Source organism: Streptomyces sp. NPDC005195 (assembly GCF_040608315.1).
Taxonomy (GTDB): Bacteria; Actinomycetota; Actinomycetes; order Streptomycetales; family Streptomycetaceae; genus Streptomyces; species Streptomyces kaempferi.
The window spans coordinates 210,574-230,502 of the sequence record NZ_JBEXHZ010000003.1 but is presented as its reverse complement, the minus strand read 5'-3'; the positions used below and the strand labels follow the sequence as shown (position 1 = coordinate 230,502).

The 19,929-nt window shown below is 71.8% G+C and carries 18 protein-coding genes and 1 riboswitch; of the genes, 9 read left to right on the top strand and 9 right to left on the bottom strand.

Annotation, left to right across the window (positions count from 1 at the left end; translation table 11 throughout):
• Nucleotides 1-66: 66 nt before the first annotated feature.
• Entirely contained in the window at nt 67-1,011 is a 945-nt protein-coding gene (locus ABZV34_RS05475; RefSeq protein WP_356271542.1) for a glucosyl-3-phosphoglycerate synthase, read from the bottom strand.
• Between the two features lie 167 nt (nt 1,012-1,178).
• Nucleotides 1,179-1,335: riboswitch (SAM riboswitch) on the top strand.
• Between the two features lie 17 nt (nt 1,336-1,352).
• On the opposite strand from ABZV34_RS05475, the gene thrC reads away from it, so the two are divergent.
• The 5 genes from thrC to ABZV34_RS05450 all read left to right on the top strand — a co-directional run bounded on the left by thrC (nt 1,353) and on the right by ABZV34_RS05450 (nt 7,188).
• Nucleotides 1,353-2,690 carry a threonine synthase gene (gene thrC, locus ABZV34_RS05470; RefSeq protein WP_356271540.1) on the top strand — a complete coding sequence of 446 codons (1,338 nt, stop codon included), beginning with the start codon at nt 1,353-1,355 and terminating at the stop codon, nt 2,688-2,690.
• A gap of 120 nt (nt 2,691-2,810) precedes the next feature.
• Nucleotides 2,811-3,086 (top strand): MoaD/ThiS family protein, encoded by a 276-nt coding sequence (locus ABZV34_RS05465; RefSeq protein WP_356271538.1) that lies wholly within the window; start codon nt 2,811-2,813, stop codon nt 3,084-3,086.
• Nucleotides 3,087-3,540: 454 nt separating this feature from the next.
• Nucleotides 3,541-3,747: a cold-shock protein gene (locus ABZV34_RS05460; RefSeq protein ID WP_007493268.1), complete on the top strand. Its 207-nt coding sequence runs from the start codon at nt 3,541-3,543 to the stop codon at nt 3,745-3,747.
• A 466-nt stretch (nt 3,748-4,213) separates the two neighbouring features.
• Nucleotides 4,214-5,836: a chaperonin GroEL gene (gene groL / locus ABZV34_RS05455; RefSeq protein WP_356271536.1), complete on the top strand. Its 1,623-nt coding sequence runs from the start codon at nt 4,214-4,216 to the stop codon at nt 5,834-5,836.
• Between the two features lie 197 nt (nt 5,837-6,033).
• Nucleotides 6,034-7,188, top strand: a complete 1,155-nt coding sequence (locus ABZV34_RS05450; RefSeq protein WP_356271534.1) for an NADH:flavin oxidoreductase — start codon at nt 6,034-6,036, stop codon at nt 7,186-7,188.
• Between the two features lie 448 nt (nt 7,189-7,636).
• Here the strand turns inward: ABZV34_RS05450 and ABZV34_RS05445 are convergent, their stop codons facing one another.
• The 3 genes from ABZV34_RS05445 to ABZV34_RS05435 form a co-directional block, all read right to left on the bottom strand.
• Nucleotides 7,637-8,224 (bottom strand): hypothetical protein, encoded by a 588-nt coding sequence (locus ABZV34_RS05445; protein ID WP_356271532.1) that lies wholly within the window; start codon nt 8,222-8,224, stop codon nt 7,637-7,639.
• Nucleotides 8,225-8,282: 58 nt separating this feature from the next.
• The gene (gene murQ, locus ABZV34_RS05440) at nt 8,283-9,230 is read right to left on the bottom strand and encodes an N-acetylmuramic acid 6-phosphate etherase (RefSeq protein ID WP_356271530.1); all 948 of its coding nucleotides are present in this window, start codon (nt 9,228-9,230) and stop codon (nt 8,283-8,285) included.
• A gap of 179 nt (nt 9,231-9,409) precedes the next feature.
• Nucleotides 9,410-10,333: a MurR/RpiR family transcriptional regulator gene (locus tag ABZV34_RS05435; protein WP_356271528.1), complete on the bottom strand. Its 924-nt coding sequence runs from the start codon at nt 10,331-10,333 to the stop codon at nt 9,410-9,412.
• Nucleotides 10,334-10,388: 55 nt separating this feature from the next.
• Here ABZV34_RS05435 and ABZV34_RS05430 point away from each other — a divergent pair, with 55 nt between their 5' ends.
• Both ABZV34_RS05430 and ABZV34_RS05425 read left to right on the top strand, forming a co-directional pair.
• On the top strand, nt 10,389-10,784 hold the full coding sequence (locus ABZV34_RS05430) for a hypothetical protein (RefSeq protein WP_356271526.1): 396 nt from the start codon (nt 10,389-10,391) through the stop codon (nt 10,782-10,784).
• Nucleotides 10,781-11,047, top strand: coding sequence for a DUF4031 domain-containing protein (locus ABZV34_RS05425; protein ID WP_356271524.1), 267 nt, complete (start codon nt 10,781-10,783; stop codon nt 11,045-11,047). The genes ABZV34_RS05430 and ABZV34_RS05425 overlap by 4 nt, the downstream gene beginning before the upstream one ends.
• 129 nt (nt 11,048-11,176) lie before the next feature.
• Here ABZV34_RS05425 and ABZV34_RS05420 read toward each other — a convergent pair whose 3' ends face one another.
• From ABZV34_RS05420 to ABZV34_RS05410, 3 genes are read right to left on the bottom strand one after another with little or no spacing between them, the layout of a single operon-like run.
• Nucleotides 11,177-12,256, bottom strand: coding sequence for a GNAT family N-acetyltransferase (locus ABZV34_RS05420; protein ID WP_356271798.1), 1,080 nt, complete (start codon nt 12,254-12,256; stop codon nt 11,177-11,179).
• 44 nt (nt 12,257-12,300) lie between these two features.
• Nucleotides 12,301-13,506, bottom strand: coding sequence for a Cmx/CmrA family chloramphenicol efflux MFS transporter (locus tag ABZV34_RS05415; RefSeq protein WP_356271797.1), 1,206 nt, complete (start codon nt 13,504-13,506; stop codon nt 12,301-12,303).
• A gap of 17 nt (nt 13,507-13,523) precedes the next feature.
• Nucleotides 13,524-14,186, bottom strand: a complete 663-nt coding sequence (locus ABZV34_RS05410) for a hypothetical protein (protein WP_356271523.1) — start codon at nt 14,184-14,186, stop codon at nt 13,524-13,526.
• A 143-nt stretch (nt 14,187-14,329) separates the two neighbouring features.
• Here ABZV34_RS05410 and ABZV34_RS05405 point away from each other — a divergent pair, with 143 nt between their 5' ends.
• Entirely contained in the window at nt 14,330-15,025 is a 696-nt protein-coding gene (locus ABZV34_RS05405; RefSeq protein WP_356271521.1) for a copper homeostasis protein CutC, read from the top strand.
• Between the two features lie 116 nt (nt 15,026-15,141).
• Here ABZV34_RS05405 and ABZV34_RS05400 read toward each other — a convergent pair whose 3' ends face one another.
• Nucleotides 15,142-17,106: an ATP-binding domain-containing protein gene (locus ABZV34_RS05400; RefSeq protein WP_356271795.1), complete on the bottom strand. Its 1,965-nt coding sequence runs from the start codon at nt 17,104-17,106 to the stop codon at nt 15,142-15,144.
• Nucleotides 17,107-17,570: 464 nt separating this feature from the next.
• Here ABZV34_RS05400 and ABZV34_RS05395 point away from each other — a divergent pair, with 464 nt between their 5' ends.
• Nucleotides 17,571-17,765, top strand: a complete 195-nt coding sequence (locus ABZV34_RS05395) for a hypothetical protein (RefSeq protein WP_356271519.1) — start codon at nt 17,571-17,573, stop codon at nt 17,763-17,765.
• A gap of 470 nt (nt 17,766-18,235) precedes the next feature.
• Here ABZV34_RS05395 and ABZV34_RS05390 read toward each other — a convergent pair whose 3' ends face one another.
• A complete protein-coding gene (locus tag ABZV34_RS05390) occupies nt 18,236-19,879 on the bottom strand; it encodes a DNA repair helicase XPB (protein WP_356271517.1) in 1,644 nt (547 codons plus the stop codon).
• Nucleotides 19,880-19,929 lie beyond the last annotated feature (50 nt).

The window sequence follows — 19,929 nt, the reverse complement described above, 5'->3', positions numbered from 1 at the left end:
AGGACACGGACCGCGGGCCGGTGGGGCCGGTGGCACCGTCCACCACCCCCTCACCAGGGGCGCGGTTCACGCGGCCCTGCGTGTGACGTACTCGGAGATTTCGGCCATCGGGGGGCGTTCCTCCGTGTCCACCGGGTAGGTACGCGGCTCGAAACCGTCCTCGCCCCGCTCGAACTGGGTGAGGGACGGCCGGATGAGGTGACCGCGGGCCAGCCGGAGCTGCGCCGTGCGGTAGATCGCGGCGGACATCCGGCCCAGCGCCTGCCCGTCCTGGTGGCGGTGCTTGCGCTCGCCCACGTCGACCTGGGCGAGCGCGTCGAGGCCCACCAGGTGCAGGGCGTCGACGAGCATGCCCAGTTCGACGCCGTAGCCGACGGGGAAGGGGAGCTGTTCGAGCAGCGAGCGGCGGGCCGCGTACTCGCCGCCGAGCGGCTGGACGAACCCTGCCAGCTGAGGCCAGTGCATGTTCAGCAGCGGACGGGCCATGAGTTCGGTGACGCGGCCGCCCTGGCCCGCGGCGCCGGCCAGCGGGCGGTCGTACATCCCCTTGACGAGGTCCACGCCCGGCTCGGTGAGCAGCGGGCCCACGATCCCGGAGACGAAGTCCGACGAGAACTCCCTCAGGTCCGCGTCGATGAAACAGACGATGTCCCCGCTCGTCACGAGGAGCGACCGCCACAGGACCTCGCCCTTGCCGGGCACGGCCGGGATACGGGGCAGGATCTCGTCCCGGTGCACGACGCGCGCGCCCGCCGCGGCCGCCACCTGCGAGGTGCGGTCGGCCGAACCCGAGTCGACGACGACGATCTCGTCGACGAGGGGCACCTGGCGCATCAGGTCCTCGCGGATGACGGCGACGATCTCGCCGACCGTCTCCTCCTCGTTCAGCGCGGGCAGCACGACGCTCACCGTGGAGCCCGAGGCGCGTTTGGCGGACATGATTCTGTGGAGCGGGCGATCGGCCACGGACCAGGAGCGGGTGCTCAGCCAGCGCTCTACTTCCTTCAGCACAGTCTGCGGCTCCTCACTGTCTGATCACCCGATGTCTCACGGCGTGATCCATCTCGCGGTTCGGACGACTATCTCAACTGTCCTGGCCTTCGGTTACAGTCTTGAACAACGCGGATGACCATCGCATGTCGTAGATCATCCCGGATCGCAGACCAACAACCGAATACCGCTCATCCAGAGGGGCAGAGGGATACGGCCCGATGAAGCCCCGGCAACCCTCCAGCCGGTCTCGTACCGATCATCGCTGATCGCGTCGCGGGGCTCCCGGCTCGGGAAGGTGCCACATCCGTCTCACGGCGAAGTGCGTCGTGAGGAAGATGAGGAGAAAGGGCCTCGCCTCCATGGCTGCGCAGACTGTTGCAAGCACTCCGGACGCCGCGACCTCCGCGAACCCGTCCCCTTCCGCCCCTTCTGCCGTTTCCGCCGGCTCCGTCGATCTGGGACCCGCCGCGGCGCTCTCCTGCCGCGAGTGCGGCCACCGCGTGCCGCTCGGCCCGGTCTTCGCCTGCGAGGAGTGTTTCGGACCGCTCGAGATCGCCTACGACTTCTCGGCCTACGACACCGAGGAGCTCCGGGCGCGCATCGAGGCGGGCCCCGCGAACATCTGGCGTTACGCGCCGCTGCTCCCCGTCCCGGCCGACGTCGCCGACAAGCCGAACATCAACCCGGGCTGGACCAGGCTCGTCAAGGCCGACAACCTCGCCCGCGAGCTGGGCGTCGACCCGGGCAGGCTCTTCGTCAAGGACGACTCGGGCAACCCGACGCACTCCTTCAAGGACCGCGTCGTCGCCCAGGCCATCGAGGCCGCCCGCGCCTTCGGCTTCACCACCCTCTCCTGTTCCTCGACCGGCAACCTCGCCGGCGCGGTGGGTGCCGCCGCCGCCCGCGCCGGCTTCCGCTCCTGCGTGTTCATCCCGCACGACCTGGAGCAGGGCAAGGTCGTCATGGCCGCGGTCTACGGCGGCGAGCTCATCGGCATCGAGGGCAACTACGACGACGTGAACCGCTTCTGCTCCGAGCTGATCGGCGACCCGGCCGGCGAGGGCTGGGGCTTCGTCAACGTCAACCTGCGGCCGTACTACGCGGAGGGGTCCAAGACTCTCGCGTACGAGATCTGTGAGCAGCTCGGCTGGCAGCTGCCCGACCAGCTCGTCGTGCCGATCGCCTCCGGTTCCCAGCTGACCAAGATCGACAAGGGGCTGCAGGAGCTGATCAAGCTCGGCCTCGTCGAGGACAAGCCCTACAAGATCTTCGGCGCGCAGGCCGAGGGCTGTTCACCGGTGTCCGTCGCCTACAAGGCCGGCCATGACGTCGTGCGGCCCCAGAAGCCGGACACCATCGCCAAGTCGCTCGCCATCGGCAACCCCGCCGACGGCCCGTACGTGCTGGACATCGCGCGGCGGACGGGCGGGGCCGTGGAGGACGTGAACGACGAGCAGGTCGTCGACGCGATCAAGCTGCTGGCGCGTACCGAGGGCATCTTCGCCGAGACGGCCGGCGGTGTGACGGTGGGTGTGGCCAGGAAGCTGATCGAGAACGGGCTGCTCGACCCGACGCTCACGACGGTCGTGCTGAACACCGGTGACGGCCTCAAGACGCTGGACGCGGTGGCCGGCACCGGGCTGACCGCGACCATCCGTCCCAGCCTGGACTCCTTCCGCGAGGCCGGCCTCGCGTAGCCGCCCGGCCGGGGAGGCCGTTCCCCGGCCGCGGGCCCGCGGGGGCCGTCCGCGCGGTTCCGCGCGCCCCCGCCGGGGCGCTTCCAGCCGTACGCCACCATCCGACCGGGAGGTCACCGCATGAGCGTCAACGTCCGTATCCCCACCATCCTGCGCACCTACACCGGCGGCCGGTCCGAGGTGACCGCCGAGGGAGGGACCCTCGGTGAGGTGATCTCCGACCTGGAGAAGAACCACACGGGCATCGCCGCGCGCGTGCTGGACGACGAGGGCAAGCTGCGCCGGTTCGTCAACGTGTACGTCAACGACGACGACGTCCGCTTCGAGCAGGGCCTGGAGACGGCCACGCCGGACGGCGTGGGCGTGTCGATCATCCCGGCCGTCGCCGGAGGCTGACGGGCGATTACCCACGGTGAGATCATTACCGTGGGTAATTCCAATCACCGAGAGTTCATCGAATTGCCCCCTCCGTGAGAGAAGCGGAGGGGGCAATTCTGTATGGTTGAGCGGGGTACAGTTGGGGAACCCGCCGCCTTATCCATGCCGGGTGCATATGAGTGCACGTCCCGCCTGCGATAAGAAATGGCCAAAGTGCACGGCGCTTTTGAGCCTTATGCGGCCTTTATGGGGCCCGAGTTGCCCTAAATCTTCGCGAATTCTCCCTGTATTCCTGATCGGGCGTGCCCAGAATTCTCGTCCGATTGACCTGTTGCAGACGGCAGTTGGGCAGATACATTCAGCCGCGGTCGACGCGTTCCGGCGCACACCCCCAATCCGTTGGGGGGTGGAGGTCTGACCCGGGCCCGCGAAGTGCGGTCCTGTGCAAGGGCCAGTAATAGGGGAGTTAGGCATGGCTCAGGGCACCGTCAAGTGGTTCAACGCGGAGAAGGGGTACGGCTTCATCGCGGTCGACGGTGGTGCGGATGTTTTCGTCCACTACAGCGCGATTCAGATGGACGGCTACCGCACCCTGGAAGAGGGTCAGCGAGTCGATTTCGAGATCTCGCAGGGCCAGAAGGGGCCGCAGGCGGACATGGTCCGGCTCGCGACCGGCTGAAGCACGCGCCGACTGACTGTTCGACGTGACGAAGGGCTCGTATCCCTCTGGGGTGCGAGCCCTTCGGTATGTCCGTAGGTCCGCGGACCGTCCGGATGACCGGCCGTGGACCGTCCGGGGAACCGGCCGCCAACCGTCCGGGGAACCGGCCGCGAACCTGCGAAGACTCTGTCCGGGACTCCTCCCCGGGCCCCCGCGCGACCTCGCGGGGGCGGTCGCGGACCCCCTTCGGAGGGTGGTCGTGCCGCCCCTGTTCACCTGGGGATCCTCCCGAGTCGCTTGCACTCGGCAGGGGCGAGTGCTAATCATTGCGTTAGCACTCTGAAGGTGAGAGTGATAACGAAGGACCGGGTCGGTGAGGCCCGCAGGCCAGGTGGTGCAAGGAACCACGAGGCAGGCAGGCCGTCCGTCGCGGGCGCCAGCGCGGTCCGGAGCAATCCACCCCAGTCCGGGAGGACCACTTCACATGGCCAAGATCATCGCGTTCGACGAGGAGGCACGGCGCGGTCTCGAGCGCGGGATGAACCAGCTCGCCGACGCCGTCAAGGTCACCCTCGGCCCCAAGGGCCGCAACGTCGTCCTCGAGAAGAAGTGGGGCGCCCCCACGATCACCAACGATGGTGTTTCCATCGCCAAGGAGATCGAGCTCGAGGACCCGTACGAGAAGATCGGCGCCGAGCTGGTCAAGGAAGTCGCCAAGAAGACGGACGACGTCGCCGGCGACGGTACGACCACGGCGACCGTGCTGGCCCAGGCGCTCGTGCGCGAGGGTCTGCGCAACGTCGCCGCCGGCGCCAACCCGATGGCCCTCAAGCGCGGTATCGAGAAGGCCGTCGAGGCCGTCTCCGGTGCCCTGCTCGAGCAGGCCAAGGATGTCGAGACCAAGGAGCAGATCGCTTCCACGGCCTCCATCTCCGCCGCCGACACCCAGATCGGCGAGCTCATCGCCGAGGCGATGGACAAGGTCGGCAAGGAAGGCGTCATCACCGTCGAGGAGTCCCAGACCTTCGGTCTGGAGCTGGAGCTCACCGAGGGTATGCGCTTCGACAAGGGCTACATCTCGGCGTACTTCGCCACCGACATGGAGCGGATGGAGGCGTCGCTCGACGACCCCTACATCCTCATCGCCAACTCCAAGATCGGCAACGTCAAGGACCTGCTCCCGCTCCTGGAGAAGGTCATGCAGTCGGGCAAGCCGCTGCTGATCATCGCCGAGGATGTCGAGGGCGAGGCCCTGTCGACCCTGGTCGTCAACAAGATCCGTGGCACCTTCAAGTCCGTCGCCGTCAAGGCCCCGGGCTTCGGTGACCGCCGCAAGGCCATGCTCGGCGACATCGCCATCCTCACGGGCGGCGAGGTCATCTCCGAGGAGGTCGGTCTCAAGCTGGAGAACGCCGGGATCGACCTGCTCGGTCGCGCCCGCAAGGTCGTCATCACCAAGGACGAGACCACGATCGTCGACGGCTCCGGCTCCGCCGACCAGGTCGCCGGTCGCGTGAACCAGATCCGTGCCGAGATCGAGAACTCGGACTCGGACTACGACCGCGAGAAGCTCCAGGAGCGCCTGGCGAAGCTGGCCGGCGGCGTGGCCGTCATCAAGGCCGGTGCCGCCACCGAGGTCGAGCTCAAGGAGCGCAAGCACCGCATCGAGGACGCCGTTCGCAACGCGAAGGCGGCCGTCGAGGAGGGCATCGTCGCCGGTGGTGGCGTGGCCCTGCTCCAGGCTTCCTCGGTCTTCGAGAAGCTCGAACTGACGGGTGACGAGGCGACCGGCGCCAACGCCGTGAAGCTCGCCCTGGAGGCTCCGCTCAAGCAGATCGCCGTCAACGGTGGTCTCGAGGGTGGCGTCATCGTCGAGAAGGTGCGCAACCTGCCCGTCGGTCACGGCCTGAACGCCGCGACCGGTGAGTACGTCGACATGATCGCCGAAGGCATCATCGACCCGGCGAAGGTCACGCGCTCTGCTCTGCAGAACGCCGCCTCCATCGCCGCGCTGTTCCTGACCACCGAGGCCGTCATCGCCGACAAGCCGGAGAGGGCCTCCGCGGCCGCTCCGGGCGGCATGCCGGGCGGTGACATGGACTTCTGATCCGCCTCCGGCTGATCACTGTCCTGACGTTCCGAGGGCGGTACCCCTTCTGTGGGGGGTACCGCCCTCGGGCGTGTCCGGGGTCACACAAAGGCGCGGAGGGCGCCGGAATGCCGCGCCGGACCCGGCGGTTGAGGAAACGAGTGGTTGATGCGCATGCACATACCGTGTGGAATGCACCGTCAGCCGTCCGCCCGATGACCGACCGCCCTCCCCGAGGAGTCCCGTACGTGACTGCCAACGCCGCCTCCCGTGCCGCCGAGATCCTGTCCCGCCCCGTCGTCCTGAACGGCCTGACCGTCCCGAACCGGATCGTGATGGCACCGATGACCCGGCAGTTCTCGCCGGGCGGCGTTCCGGGCGAGGACGTCGTCGGGTACTACGCCCGCCGTGCCGCCGCGGGCGTCGGCCTCATCGTCACCGAGGGCACCTACGTCGGCCACGAGTCGGCCGGAGGGAGCGACCGTGTCCCGCGCTTCCACGGCGAGGAGCAGCTCGCGGGCTGGACGAAGGTCGCGGACGCGGTGCACGCGGCGGGCGGCACGATCGTGCCCCAGCTGTGGCACATCGGCATGGTGCGTGAGGCGGGCCAGGCGCCGTTCGCCGACGCCCCGGCGGTCGGCCCGTCCGGTCTGACCGCCGAGGACGCCGAGGTCACCGGCAAGGCCATGACCCAGCAGGACCTGGACGACGTCATCGAGGCGTTCGCGAAGGCCGCGGCCGACGCCGAGCGCATCGGCTTCGACGGCGTCGAGCTGCACGGCGCCCACGGCTACCTGCTCGACCAGTTCCTGTGGTCGGGCACCAACCGCCGCACCGACGCGTACGGCGGCGACCCCGTGGCCCGGGCCAGGTTCTCGGCGGAGATCGCGGCCGCGGTCCGCTCCGCGGTGTCGCCGGACTTCCCGGTCATCTTCCGCTACTCGCAGTGGAAGCAGCAGGCGTACGACGCCCGGCTCGCCGAGACCCCGGAGGAGCTGGAGGCGATCCTGGCCCCGCTGGCCGAGGCCGGCGTGGATGTCTTCCACGCCTCCACCCGCCGCTACTGGCTCCCCGAGTTCGACGGCTCCGACCTCAACCTCGCGGGCTGGACGAAGAAGCTGACGGGCAAGCCGGTCATCAGCGTCGGCTCGGTCGGCCTGGACGGCGAGTTCCTGAAGGCCTTCCAGGGCGAGGGTTCCTCCGTCCGGGGCATCGACGACCTCCTCGACCGTCTGGAGCGCGACGAGTTCGACCTCGTCGCCGTCGGCCGCGCGCTGCTCCAGGACCCCGAGTGGGCGGAGAAGGTCCTCGCCGGCCGCTTCGACGAGCTGAAGGCGTACGACCCGGCGGCGCTGCGGACGCTCAGCTGACCCCACCCGCGAGGTCGGGCCCGGACGCGCCACTGCCGACGTGCCGTTGCTGAGGTGAGAGACGGGTCACGGGTGGCGCCCCTCGTACGGGGGGTGCCACCCGCGGCGTGTACCGGAGTGCGCGGTACGGCGCGCGGTGTTACGGGAGGCGCTCGATGATCCAGGAGCCGAGGTCCTCGGAGCGCATGCCGTAGTAGAGGGGGAGTCCGTCGAGGCTGTCGGCCAGGATGCCGAAGCCTTCGAGGGTGCCGCCCGGGGCGCCGTCGATGTCGGGCAGGCCCGAGGTGCTCCCGTCTGTGCGAGTCCCCGCGGGTAACCCACACGTGGGCGGCGGACGGTCACCGCCGGGGGCAAACCCTTTTGACCAGCAAGTTTCAGGACGCCGCGGGCCGTGCACTACGTCGCGAAGAGAGGCGGCCACAGGTGTGCGACGGGCCGTCGAAGACTCCTACAGGTTCCCCATCGGTTCGATGTCGACCTTGACCGGGGTGCCCCAGATGCGCAGCACCTCGTAGTCCGTGAACTCGTGGACCAGGCGGTAGGCCATGCCGGGCCGGGGGGTGTGGCGCTCCGCGGCGAGATAGCGCTCGGCCTCCTGGCGGTCGCGGCGCGGGGTGCCGCACAGCGCCCAGGCCTGCCCCGTCCACACTTCCGGGAGCCAGCGCTGCTGGGGCCGGGGGCGGTCGGCGCGCACGCCGTACCGGGACATCGTGCGCTCGGGGGACCCGTCGGGGCCGGTGGGGCGTGCGGGCCCGTAGGCGTCGTTGACCTCGGTACGGCGGGCGGTGCGACGGCGGGTCTCGCAGAGCAGACAGAGGTCCGGGGCGCCCTCGTCCACCGGGCCGTTCGGGTGCTCGGCGCAGCGGGTCGTGGGCACCGCCGTGGTGACCGTCTCCTCGAGCAGGTCCAGGGCCCGCTTGAGGTCGGCCTTGACCTCGTGCAGCTTCGCGTCGGGTGTGTCGGCGTTCAGCGCGTCGCCGTGCTCGCCGAGGACGCGCAGGGCCCGGCCGAGGGCGGTCAGCTGTGCGTGGTTCATGCGTCCACCCTGCCACGCCCCACCGACAACCCGGTGGGGCCGGCCCGTCAGGTGCCGCTCAGCGGGGTGCCGCCGCGAGTGCCGCGCGCAAGTGGCCGTCGCTCTCCTCCAGCAGCCGGGCGGCGGTGGGCCCGTCCACCCCGCCGAGGAGCGCGAGGATGGCGTTCTTCACCTCGCCGTCGGTGGCCGTGAGGGCCTGTTCGATCTCCTCGTCCGAGGCGCCGGTCGCCAGCGCGACGATGCGCCGGGAGCGGGCGCGGAGCTTCTCGTTCGAGGAGCGGACGTCGACCATCAGGTTCCCGTACGTCTTGCCGAGCCTGATCATCGTGATCGTCGAGAACATGTTGAGGACGAGTTTCTGGGCCGTGCCCGCCTTCAGACGGGTGGAGCCGGTCAGCAGCTCCGGGCCGACGACGATCTCGATACCGTGCTCGGCGGCGGCCGCGAGGGCACTGTGCGCGTTGCAGGACAGGCCGATCGTCAACGCGCCGCGGGCGCGAGCGTGTTCCACGGCGCCGACGGCGTACGGGGTGCGTCCGGAGGCGGAGATGCCGACCACCGTGTCGTCGGGGGTCAGGGAGAGCGTCTCCAGGTCGGCCGCCGCCAGCTCCCTGGAGTCCTCGGCGCCCTCGACCGAGGTGACCATGGCGCCCGGACCGCCCGCGATCAGGCCCACGACCTCGGACGGGTCGGTGTTGAAGGTGGGCGGGCACTCGGAGGCGTCCAGGATTCCGAGGCGGCCCGCGGTGCCCGCGCCCGCGTAGATCAGCCGTCCGCCGCGGGACATCCGCTCCGCGATGTCGTCGATCGCGGCGGCGATGAGGGGGAGCCGCTCCGCGACGGCCGCCGGCACGGTCGCGTCCTCGGCGTTCATGAGCTTCGCGATCTCCAGCGTCGGCAGCCGGTCGATCTCGGAGAGTTCGGGGCGGAACGCCTCGGTGGTCAGCGTCTCCAGCTCGGCACGCAGGTCGCGGTAGTTGGAGGAGGCGTCGGCGGTGGAGGTCATGTGGAGCGGCTCTTTCCGGTGCGGGGTGACAAGGGTGTGCCCTTCGGGGCGCTGGGGTGTGACGGGTGTGACGGGTGCGGCTCGGTCGCGTGGGGGGCCGGGCGGGATGTGCGGGCCTGGCGGGACGGTCCGGGGTTCTCGTACGGCCGCCGGCCTCTTCCGGCCCGCGCGGCGGGGCGCTACCGCGCGCGCCTCCTGGGGGTGTGCCGGTGGGCCAGCGCCTCGTAGGACGCGGCCAGCGCGGGCGCCGCCGTCTCGTACGTCCGCTGCGCGACCCCCACGAACAGACAGTCGACCACCAGCAGCTGGCTGGTGCGCGAGGACATCGCCGCCGGGCGCAGTTCGCTCTCGCGGGCCGTGGAGGTGGTGAGGATGTGGTCCGCGTACTGCGTCACGGGCCCGTCCGGGCGGCCGGTGATCGCGATCGTGGTCGCCCCGCGCTCGAAGGCGACCCGGAGCGGCTCGATGACGTCGCCGGTCGAGCCGGAGTGGGTGATCGCGATGGCCACGTCCTTGGCGCGCAGCTGCACCGCGTTGGTGACGGCGAGGTGCGGGTCGCTGTGCGGGTGGGCTATCAGCCCGATGCGCAGGAGCTTCTGGGCGAGGTCCTGGGCGACGAGACCGGACGCGCCGACCCCGTAGACGTCGACGCGGCGGGCGGCGGCGAGCGCGGTGACGGCCGCGCCGAGCTGGACCGTGTCGAGCCCGGCCGCGGTGTCGGCGAGGGTCTGCTGCTCGTCGTGGGCGAGCTTGGCGACGACGTCGGCGATCGGGTCGTCGACCGCTATGTCGGCGGTGACCGCGGGGGCGCGGCCCGACTGCTGCTGGGCGGCGAGGCCCGCGAGCGCGAGGCGCAGGTCGCGGTAGCCGGGGTAGCCCAGGAGGCGGGAGGTGCGTACGACCGTCGCCTCGCTGGTGCCGGTGAGCTCGGCGAGGCCGGTGACCGTGAGGGACGCGCAGCCGGCCGGGTCCGCGGCGACGGCCTCGGCGACCCGCTGCATGGAACGGGTCATCGACGGAGCCAGCGTCCGCACCTTGGCCGCGAGGGCGGCCGGGGCGGGCGGAGCCTCACCGGCGAAAATTTCCTTCACTTCTCGAGTCACCTCTGAAAGATATTTTCTGCTGGGGTATCCGGTCAAGAGTGCGCACAATGGGTGCATGCCACCCCACAGTGATCCCATCAGCCCCTTGGAGCAGGCGTTGCACGCGGCTCGTGCCCTCGTCCTGGCCGACCTGGTCGCCGGGGAGGTGGCCGAGGCGGACGTGGTCTCGCTCGTCGAGGACTCGGTGGTGCAGCGCCGCTGGTGGGTCGAGCAGTGGCCGGAGGGTCTCGGGTATGTCGCCGGACTGGTCGCCCAGGACGTCCAGGACGCGCTCCTGGAGCGGTACGGGCGGTGGCCGCTGTGCCCGGTCTGCGGCTCCGGGGACCCGCACGCGCTCGACGTGGAGCCCGAGTTGGGGCCCGACCCGCACTGGGTGTGCCACAAGGCCGGGGTGAAGGTCGCGTCGGTGGGCACCCTCGGATCGGCCACCGGCGACATCGCCTCCTCGTGACCGTCTACATAGACCTGCCCACCTGGCCGGGCCACGGCCGCCTGTGGTCCCACCTGATCAGCGACCTGTCGTACGACGAACTGCACCGGTTCGCGGCCGGCCTCGGCGTCCCGTCGCGCGCCTTCGACCGCGACCACTACGACCTCCCGGCACACCGCTACGCGGACGCCGTGCGCGCCGGGGCGGTGGAGGTCGGCAGCCGCGAGGTGGTGCGGCTGCTGCACGGCGCGGGGCTGCGCCGGCGCAAGCAGGCCGGTGGGTGAGGACCGGGTCCAGGGTGTGCCACCGGCCGGTGAGCGGGGCCGGCCCCGGTGCCCCGGAAGAGCGACGGGCCGCCCGCGGCGGGCGCGGTGGACGGTGTGGGGCGGGCGGGCCGCGCCCATGGGCGCGGGTCAGTCCTCGCGGGCGTAGACCCGCAGGGCCGGGTCCGGGCCGGCCAGCTCGTACGCGTACTGACCGGCGTCCTCGCTCACCCGGGTGAAACCGGCGCGTGCGACGACCCGTTGGGAGGCGGCGTTGTCCCGGTCTATGACCGCGAAGAGGATCCTGGCGTCGTCGCGGGCGAGGTACCGGGCGGCGAGGGCGCCGAGCGCCTCGGTCGCGTAGCCGTGGCCGCGGGCGTTCTCCGCGAGGTCGTAGCCGACCTCGGCGCGGCCCTCCTCGTCGGGTGCGCCGTGGAAGCCCAGGGCGCCGACGGCCAGGCCGTCCGTGGTCCGTACGAGCACGAACATGCCCCACTCCGGGCGGTGCGCGCCCGCCTCGTAGGCCTTCACGACCATCCCGGCGGCGTCCCGGGTGCCCTCGAAGGGGCCGCCCTCGATCCACCGGAAACCGCCCGTGCCGCCCGCGAGCAGATCGGCGGCGGCCGCGGGCGTGACGCCCCGCAGGGTGAGCCGCCCGGCCTCGATCACCAGGTTGTTGCTCCAGCGCCACTCGGTGAGCGGGGCCCGGTCCGGCAGTTCGCCGCGGCCCGTCGCCCACAGCAGGGTGGGCCAGGGAGCGTGGCCGGGCCGCACGTGCGGGAAGATCCGGGCGAGGACGTCCGCGCACAGCTCGGCCGGGGGCTCGTAGGCGACGCCAAGACCCCGCGCGATGTCGTGGGTGTGCACCAGCACCTCGGTGACGCCCATCGCGGCGAAGCCCTCGGGACCCGCGCTGCGGAACGGGTACGGGTGGAAGGCGCGCAGCTCGCGCGGTGCCGTACGGACGGCGGCGGCCAGCAGGGCGCCGGTCGCCTCGATCACGTCGACGACCCCCGCCGCGTCGGTGCCGTCGTCCATGACGATCTCGAAGGGGAGGTAGGCCCCGGTCGCGCGGCCCGCCAACTGGCCCGCGTACGCGATGAGGTCGGACGCGATGTGCTCGGCCGTCCGCCGGCAGCTCCACTCCAAAGTGCCCGCCCGGACCCCCTCCCAGTCCCGTCCGGTCACCGTCCGCAGCAGTGCCACGGCCCCGTCGACGGCTTCCCGCACCCGATCCCCACCCATGTCTCGCATGCCGGTGAGGATAGGTGCGCTCATGCCTGTGTGCGTACTGGATTGGTCGCGTTCCTGGCCGCCACCACACGGGACGGCCCGCCCCGCCGGTGCAGCCGCAGCGAGACCGCCGCCACGGCCATCCCGGCCACCGTCATCACGGCGCCCGCCCAGGCCGTCGCGGCGTACCCGAGGCCCGCGTCGATGACCGCGCCGCCGACCCAGGGGCCCCCGGCGTTACCGAGGTTGAAGGCGGCCGTGACGGTGGCGCCGGCCAGGGTGGGAGCGGCACCGGCGAGGTTGAACAGGCGGGCGTTGAGCGCCGGAGCGGTGCAGAAGCAGGACACGCCGAGCAGGAAGGAGAGGGCGACGGCCGCGGTCGCGTACCGCCCGAGCAGGGCGAGCGCGACGAGCACGGAGGTGGAGGCGGCGATACCCGTGAGGAGCACCCCGAACAGGTGCGCGTCGGCCATACGGCCGCCGACCGTCGTACCGATGAACGCGCCGACCCCGAACAGCGCCAGGACGCCGGGCACCCAGCCGTCGTCGAGCCCGGCGACGTCGGTGAGCAGCGGCGAGAGATAACTGAACGCGCAGAAGACACCGCCCGCGGAGAGCACCACGACGGCGACGGCGAGCCACACCTGCGGATCGCGGTAGATGATCGCCTCCCGCCGCAGCCGCGGCTTCTCGGCCGGCGGCGGGATGCGCGGGATCAGGGTGACGACGCCGGCCAGGGCGATCGCCGAGGCGGCGCCGACGGCCCAGAACGCGGAACGCCAGCCCAGGTGCTCCCCGAGGAACGCGCCGGCCGGGACGCCCAGGACGTTGGCGATGGAGAGCCCGCCGATCATCACCGAGAGGGCGCGGGCCCGGGCGGTCCGCGGGACCATCGCGATCGCCACCGCCGCGCCCACCGCCCAGAAGCCCGCACAGGCCAGCGCGCTCACCACGCGGGAGGCGAAGAGCACGGTGTACGTCGGAGCGAGCGCTCCCGCGATCTGCCCGAGGCCGAAGACGGCGATGAGCGCGACGAGGGTGGTGCGGCGCGGCAGCCGCAGGGTGGCCACGGCGAGCAGCGGCGCCCCGACGACCATCCCGACGGCGAACGCCGATATCAGCAGGCCCGCCCGCGGGATGGTGACGCCCATGTCGTCGGCTATCGGCGGCAGCAGCCCCGAGAGCATGAACTCGCTGGTCCCGAGGGCGAAGACGGAGAGGGCGAGGATGTGGACGGCGAGCGGCATACGGGTGCGCGCGCCGGTCATGCGTCGGCCCCGGGCGCGGTCGGGGCCAGCCGGCCCAGCTCGTCCCCGACGTTGTGCCGGGCCCGCTCCTCCCACTCCCGCTGCCCGTACGGCGTCCGGAACAGCCGTGGCAGGTCCAGGAGTTCGCGCAGCACCGCCGCCCGGCCCGCGCGGAAGGCCTCGTCCGGGACGAAGGCGTACTCCTCGCGGACGGCGGCGGCGTAGGCGGCGTAGGCGTCCGGCGGCGAGGCCAGGACGGCGAGGTCGGCGTCGCAGAGGACCGCGCCGTCGCGGTCGTCGGGGGCGGGGTCGTGGGTGACGGTGAGGCGGACGAGGCGGGCGACCTCCCCCGTGCGCGACGCGTCGCAGCCCAGTTCGGCGAGGGCGCGTTCGGCGAGGCGGGCGGAGCGTTCCTCGTTCTCGGAGCGGTCGGGATGGTAGACGGCGTCGTGGAACCAGGCGGCCAGGCGCACCAGGTCCGCGTCGTCCGCGTACGTCTCCAGCAGATCGACGTGGTCGAGGACCGCCGTCAGGTGGGCGACGGAGTGGTACCGGCGCTGCGGCTCCCGCCAGCGGGCGAGGAGGTTGTCCGCGTACGGGGCCGGGTCGGGTCCGCCGGGCGGGCGGGCCCCCTCCAGGGCATGGGTCCAGCGGGCGCGCAGCGCGTCGAGGTCGGGCATGCGCGCATTCTCCCGCGCCGGAGCGGCGGACCACAGGGTGCGGGCGTGAACGCGCTCGGGGGATCTTCTCGCGGCGGTGGCGGTTCCCGGCGTACCCTTGGGATTGGACTAGACCTGTAGTAGCCGTCGAGGGAAGAGGTCCTATGAGTGAGCGCAGGCGTGCAGTCCTGGAGGTGATCGCCCTCGGCGTGGAGGACGCGGTCGCCGCCCAGGACGGAGGCGCGGACCGGCTGGAGCTGGTCACCGACATGGCCGCCGACGGGCTCACCCCGACGGTGGAGACCTTCGCCGGGATCCGTGCCGGCGTGGACATCTCGCTGCGCGTGATGCTCAGACTGGCCGACGGCTTCGCGGCCGGGAACGTCGACGCGCTCGTCCGCGCGGCGCACGAGATGCGGACCGCGGGGGCCGACGAGTTCGTCCTCGGCTTCCTCGACGAGCACGGCGGACCCGACCTGTCCGCCGTGGAGCGGATCGTCGGCGCGCTGGACGGCTGCCCGTGGACCTTCCACCGCGCCATCGACCGCGCCGCCGACCGCGACGCGCTGCGCAAGCAGCTCGCCGAACTGCCGGGCCTGGACGCCTATCTGACGGCGGGTTCGCCGGACGGGGTGGACGACGGGTTCCCCACCCTCCTCGCCGAGACCGCCCGGAGCGGCGAGCCCGGCTACGAGCCGCGCGTGATGGTCGGCGGCGGGCTGCGCCTCGGCCATGTGCCCCGGCTGCTCGCCGCGGGAGTCGATGCCTTCCACATCGGTGGCGCGGCGCGGCCCGGCGGCTGGGCCGGGCCGGTGTCGGCGGACGCGGTACGGCAGTGGCGGGCGGCGCTGGACGCGTAGGGGCGGGAACGGCTCCCCGGGCGCTCGCCCCGCCGTTGCGGAGCCTCGCCGTTCCCGGGGTTCCTCCCTCCCGGGTCCCGCCGTTCCCGCGTTCCGGTTCCCGAGTCCCTCCCGGACTAGCCCAGTTGGGGCGGCAGCGGCGCCGCGTGGGTCACGATCAGCCCCGAGACCGCGCGGGTCAGCGCCACGTACAGACGGCGCAGCCCGGTCCGCTCGTCCGGTTCGCCGCCGACCACGGCCCGCGGCTCGTCCAGGACCACGTAGTCGTACTCCAGGCCCTTGGCCAGGGAGGCGGGGACGAGCGTCAGCCGGGTGTCCGGGGTCGTCTCCTCGCCCGGACCGAGATACGTCAGACCGGCGGCGGCCAGCGCCTCGGCGAGCACCGGCACGCGGGCGTCGGCGGCGATGAGCCCGACCGAGCCCTCCTGTCGCAGCAACTCCCGGCAGGCCTCGACCACTTCGGGATCGGTCGTGGTGGCCCGCAGCTCGAAGAAGCCCGGGTTCTCGCGGACCGACGCCACCGGGGTCAGCCCCGGCGCGATGTGCGGCAGCAGCCGGGAGGCGTAGGTGATGACGTCGGTGGGGACGCGGAAGCCCGCCGTCAGCTCCTCGACGACGGCCTCCTCCTTGCCGAGGTGGGCGAGCGCCTCGCCCCAGCTCCGGGTCGCCCAGGGAGTGGTGCCCTGCGCGAGGTCGCCCAGCACGGTCGCCGACCCCGTCGTGCAGCGGCGGCCCACGGCGCGGTACTGCATCGGGGAGAGGTCCTGCGCCTCGTCGAGCACCACGTGTCCGAGGGAGTGCGTGCGCTGGACGAGGTCGGTCGCCTCGTCGATCAGCACCGTGTCCGCGGGGGACCACTTGGCGGTCTTCACGGAGCGGGCCGGCTTCGCCCAGAGGATCTCCTTCCGCTCGTCCTCGTCGAGGATCCCCTCGGCGTGCACGGCGAGGAAGTCCGCGTCGGTGAGCAACCGCAGGACCAGCCGGGCCGGGTCGACGGGCGGCCAGATCGCCTTGACCGCCGCCTTCACCGCGCTGTCGCGGGCGACGGCGTCCTGCACCCGGTCGTCCGGTGCCTCTCCGGCCCGCTCCATCTGCACCAGCACGGCGTGCGCGATCCGTTGCGGGAGGGCCTCGCGGGCGGCGCCGTACCGGATGTCGCGGTCCAGCAACTCCCCCACGATCTGCTCCAGTTCGTACGCCGGTACCCGCCAGCGCCGGGAGCCGCGCACCACGACGACCGGCTCGCCCGGCGGGGTCACGTGCGCGCGGACCGCGCGCCGCAGCACCTCGGCCATCCGGGCGTCGCCCTTGATGACGGCGGCGGTGGAGGTGTCGGCCCCGCGCACCTCCACATGGGCGACGAGGTCGTCGACCGTGGCCTGCTTGACCTCCAGCTCGCCCAGGGCGGGCAGCACCTGCTCGATGTAGTGCAGGAACGACTTGTTCGGCCCGATGACGAGGGTGCCGGTGCGGGCCAGCCGCTCCCGGTGGGCGTAGAGGAGATAGGCGACGCGGTGCAGGCCGACGGCGGTCTTCCCGGTGCCGGGCCCTCCCTGGACGCACACGCTTCCGCTCAGCCCGCTGCGGACGATCTCGTCCTGTTCGGGCTGGATGGTCGCCACGATGTCGCGCATCGGGCCGACGCGCGGCCGCTCGATCTCCTGCTGGAGCAGCTTGCTGGTGGCCGCGGTCTCGGAGGGGTCGGAGAGGTGCTCGTCCTCGTACGCCGTGAGGTCGCCGCCGGTGTACCCGAAGCGGCGGCGCAGCCCGACGTCCATCGGGGCCTTCTTCGACGCCCGGTAGAAGGGCTGTGACACCGGGGCACGCCAGTCGATGACCATCGGGTCGCCCTCGGCGTCGTGCACATGCCGCCGCCCGATGTAGAAACGCTCGCCCTCCGCGCCTTCCGCCTTGTCGGCGCCGGGCGCGTGGAGATAGTCGAGGCGGCCGAAGAACAGCGGGGTGTGGCTGAGATCGGCGAGGGCCTTGATCCGCTCGTCCATCTGGCGCTGGAGCACCGCGGCGTTGACCCAGTTCGCGGTGACGTCGCGGATGTCGAGGTTCTCCACGTCCTCGCGCATCGCGCGCAGCGCCGCACGGGACTCTCCGAGGTGGGTCCGCTCGCGCAGCAGGGGGTCGTCGGGGGCGTCCGGGCCGTGGCCGGTGGGGTCGGCGTGGGGGTCGGCGGGCGGGGTGGACACGGGGCTGCCTCCGGAGACCTGCGGCGTGACTGGATCCTGGATGTTCCTGGGGCCGGCCGGTTTCCGTCCGGGCGGCGGCACTCCGTCGAGGGAGGAGGGCAAGAGCGGAGATTCTAGGTCAGGGGGTGGGCACGGGCCAACCGGATTTCGTGGTGCCGGGGTGGCGCGGGTTCCACCGGGGCGGGGGCGCGGGGCCACGGGTGTCAGGGTCGCGGACCCCGGATCCCTAGGGGTCGCCGTCCGTCGTGAGGCGGACACGCGGAGGCTCGCGGGTGTACGAGGGAGCGCCGAGGTTCGGTCCATGGACCGACGCCATAAGGGGCGGAGGCTCGCATGATGGATGTATGAGCGCAGCCACTTTCACCCCAGGTCCAGCCCAGCACGGTCCCGCCGCCCGCGGCGCGACCGCCTTCTCCGTCGGCCACCACCGCCACCTCCTCGGCGACGCCCTGCGCGCCGTCAAGGTCTTCGCGGGCGCGGCCCTCGACGTGGTCATCCTCGGTGAGTACGGCGAGGAGGCGGGCGTACGGCACCACTAGCCTCCGGCGGTCACCAGGGTCGTGCGTGCCGTCCGTCGCGGTGCGCTCCGCGCGGTGGCTGAATGTGAGGTGCCTTTCACCTACCGTGCCCATCATGCGCCCTGCACTTGTCCCGCACCCGTCTCGCGGACGTCCCCCCGTGCCGTCCTCCGCGGCCTCCCCCCGGACCCTCGCCAGGGGCGCTGCGCCCCCTGGACCCCCGCCCTCGCCCGAAGGGCTCGTCCTCAAACGCCGGACGGGCTGGATATGCGGGCCAGTGCCAGGAGGTTCCGGTCGGGCCGGCATTCTCAGCCCGTCCGGCGCTTGAGGACGAGGCCGTTCAGGCCGAAGCGGGGGTCTGGGGGCGGCAGCCCCCAGCAGCACGCGGCGCGACGCCCGCTCCCCACCGCACGCCGCCACCCCAGCCCGTCCGGCGCTTGGGGACAAGGCCGTTCAGGCCGATTCCCGGGTCCCCGCCGGAGGCACGCCGCTCAGCTGTCGGCCAGCAGCTCGTCCGCGTCCAGGATCCGGTAGGCGTACCCCTGCTCCGCCAGGAACCGCTGCCGGTGGGCGGCGAAGTCCTGGTCGATGGTGTCGCGGGCGACGACCGAGTAGAAGTGGGCCTTGTGGCCGTCGGCCTTCGGGCGCAGTACCCGTCCCAGCCGCTGGGCCTCCTCCTGGCGCGAGCCGAAGGTGCCCGACACCTGGATGGCGACGGTCGCCTCGGGCAGGTCGATGGAGAAGTTGGCGACCTTCGACACCACGAGCACGCTGATCTCGCCCTCACGGAACGCGTCGAACAGCTTCTCGCGCTGCGCGTTGCTCGTCTCGCCCTTGATGACCGGCGCGTCCAGATGCTCTCCCAGCTCGTCGAGCTGGTCGATGTACTGGCCGATCACCAGGATCTGCTGCCCGGCGAACTTCCGTACCAGGGCCTCCGTCACCTTGCGCTTGGTCGCGGTCGTCGCGCAGAAGCGGTACTTCTCCTCGGCCTCCGCGGTCGCGTACGCGAGCCGCTCGGAGTCGGTCAGATTGACCCGCACCTCCACGCAGTCCGCGGGCGCGATGTACCCCTGCGCCTCGATCTCCTTCCACGGCGCGTCGAACCGCTTGGGTCCGATGAGCGAGAAGACGTCCGACTCGCGCCCGTCCTCACGGACCAGGGTGGCGGTGAGCCCCAGCCGGCGGCGCGCCTGAAGATCGGCGGTGAACTTGAAGACCGGCGCGGGCAGCAGGTGCACCTCGTCGTAGACGATCAGGCCCCAGTCGCGGGAGTCGAAGAGTTCGAGATGCGGATAGACACCCTTCCGCCTCGTCGTCAGCACCTGGTAGGTCGCGATGGTGACCGGCCGGATCTCCTTGCGCGTCCCGCTGTACTCGCCGATCTCGTCCTCGGTCAGCGAGGTCCGCTTCACCAGCTCGTGCTTCCACTGCCGGGCGGAGACGGTGTTGGTGACCAGGATGAGGGTGGTCGCCTTGGCCTGCGCCATGGCCCCGGCGCCGACGAGCGTCTTGCCGGCGCCGCAGGGCAGCACCACGACCCCGGACCCGCCGTGCCAGAAGTTCTCCACGGCCTGGTTCTGGTAGGGCCGCAGCGCCCACCCGTCCTCGGCCAGCTCGATGGGATGCGCCTCGCCGTCCACGTACCCGGCGAGGTCCTCGGCCGGCCAGCCCAGCTTCAGCAGCGTCTGCTTGATCTGCCCGCGCTCGGAGGGGTGCACGGCCACGGTGTCGGGGTCGATCCGGGCGCCGACCAGCGGCGCGATCCGCTTCGACCGCAGCACTTCTTCGAGAACGGGCCGGTCGGTGCTGGTCAGGACCAGTCCGTGCGTCGGGTGCTTGCTCAGCGTGAGCCGGCCGTAGCGGTCCATCGTCTCGGCGATGTCGACGAGCAGTGCGTGCGGCACCGGGTAGCGGCTGAACTCGACGAGGGCGTCGACGACCTGTTCGGCGTCGTGACCCGCGGCCCGCGCGTTCCACAGCCCGAGCGGCGTCACCCGGTAGGTGTGGATGTGCTCGGGCGCCCGCTCGAGCTCCGCGAACGGCGCGATGACCCGGCGACAGGCGTCGGCCTGCTCGTGGTCGACCTCCAGGAGCAGAGTCTTGTCGGACTGGACGATGAGGGGACCGTTCACGTACGTACCTATCCCTTCCGCACGGCCAAACCTCAAGTGTGCCTTACGAA

What these genes read in the sequence shown, in the direction of transcription:
- thrC (WP_356271540.1), top strand. Translation starts at nt 1,353, where the DNA reads ATGGCTGCGCAGACTGTTGCAAGCACTCCGGACGCCGCGACCTCCGCG.
- ABZV34_RS05465 (WP_356271538.1), top strand. Translation starts at nt 2,811, where the DNA reads ATGAGCGTCAACGTCCGTATCCCCACCATCCTGCGCACCTACACCGGC.
- ABZV34_RS05460 (WP_007493268.1), top strand. Translation starts at nt 3,541, where the DNA reads ATGGCTCAGGGCACCGTCAAGTGGTTCAACGCGGAGAAGGGGTACGGC.
- groL (WP_356271536.1), top strand. Translation starts at nt 4,214, where the DNA reads ATGGCCAAGATCATCGCGTTCGACGAGGAGGCACGGCGCGGTCTCGAG.
- ABZV34_RS05450 (WP_356271534.1), top strand. Translation starts at nt 6,034, where the DNA reads ATGACCGACCGCCCTCCCCGAGGAGTCCCGTACGTGACTGCCAACGCC.
- ABZV34_RS05445 (WP_356271532.1), bottom strand. Translation starts at nt 8,224, where the DNA reads ATGAACCACGCACAGCTGACCGCCCTCGGCCGGGCCCTGCGCGTCCTC.
- murQ (WP_356271530.1), bottom strand. Translation starts at nt 9,230, where the DNA reads ATGACCTCCACCGCCGACGCCTCCTCCAACTACCGCGACCTGCGTGCC.
- ABZV34_RS05430 (WP_356271526.1), top strand. Translation starts at nt 10,389, where the DNA reads ATGCCACCCCACAGTGATCCCATCAGCCCCTTGGAGCAGGCGTTGCAC.
- ABZV34_RS05415 (WP_356271797.1), bottom strand. Translation starts at nt 13,506, where the DNA reads ATGCCGCTCGCCGTCCACATCCTCGCCCTCTCCGTCTTCGCCCTCGGG.
- ABZV34_RS05410 (WP_356271523.1), bottom strand. Translation starts at nt 14,186, where the DNA reads ATGCCCGACCTCGACGCGCTGCGCGCCCGCTGGACCCATGCCCTGGAG.
- ABZV34_RS05405 (WP_356271521.1), top strand. Translation starts at nt 14,330, where the DNA reads ATGAGTGAGCGCAGGCGTGCAGTCCTGGAGGTGATCGCCCTCGGCGTG.
- ABZV34_RS05400 (WP_356271795.1), bottom strand. Translation starts at nt 17,106, where the DNA reads ATGCGCGAGGACGTGGAGAACCTCGACATCCGCGACGTCACCGCGAAC.
- ABZV34_RS05395 (WP_356271519.1), top strand. Translation starts at nt 17,571, where the DNA reads ATGAGCGCAGCCACTTTCACCCCAGGTCCAGCCCAGCACGGTCCCGCC.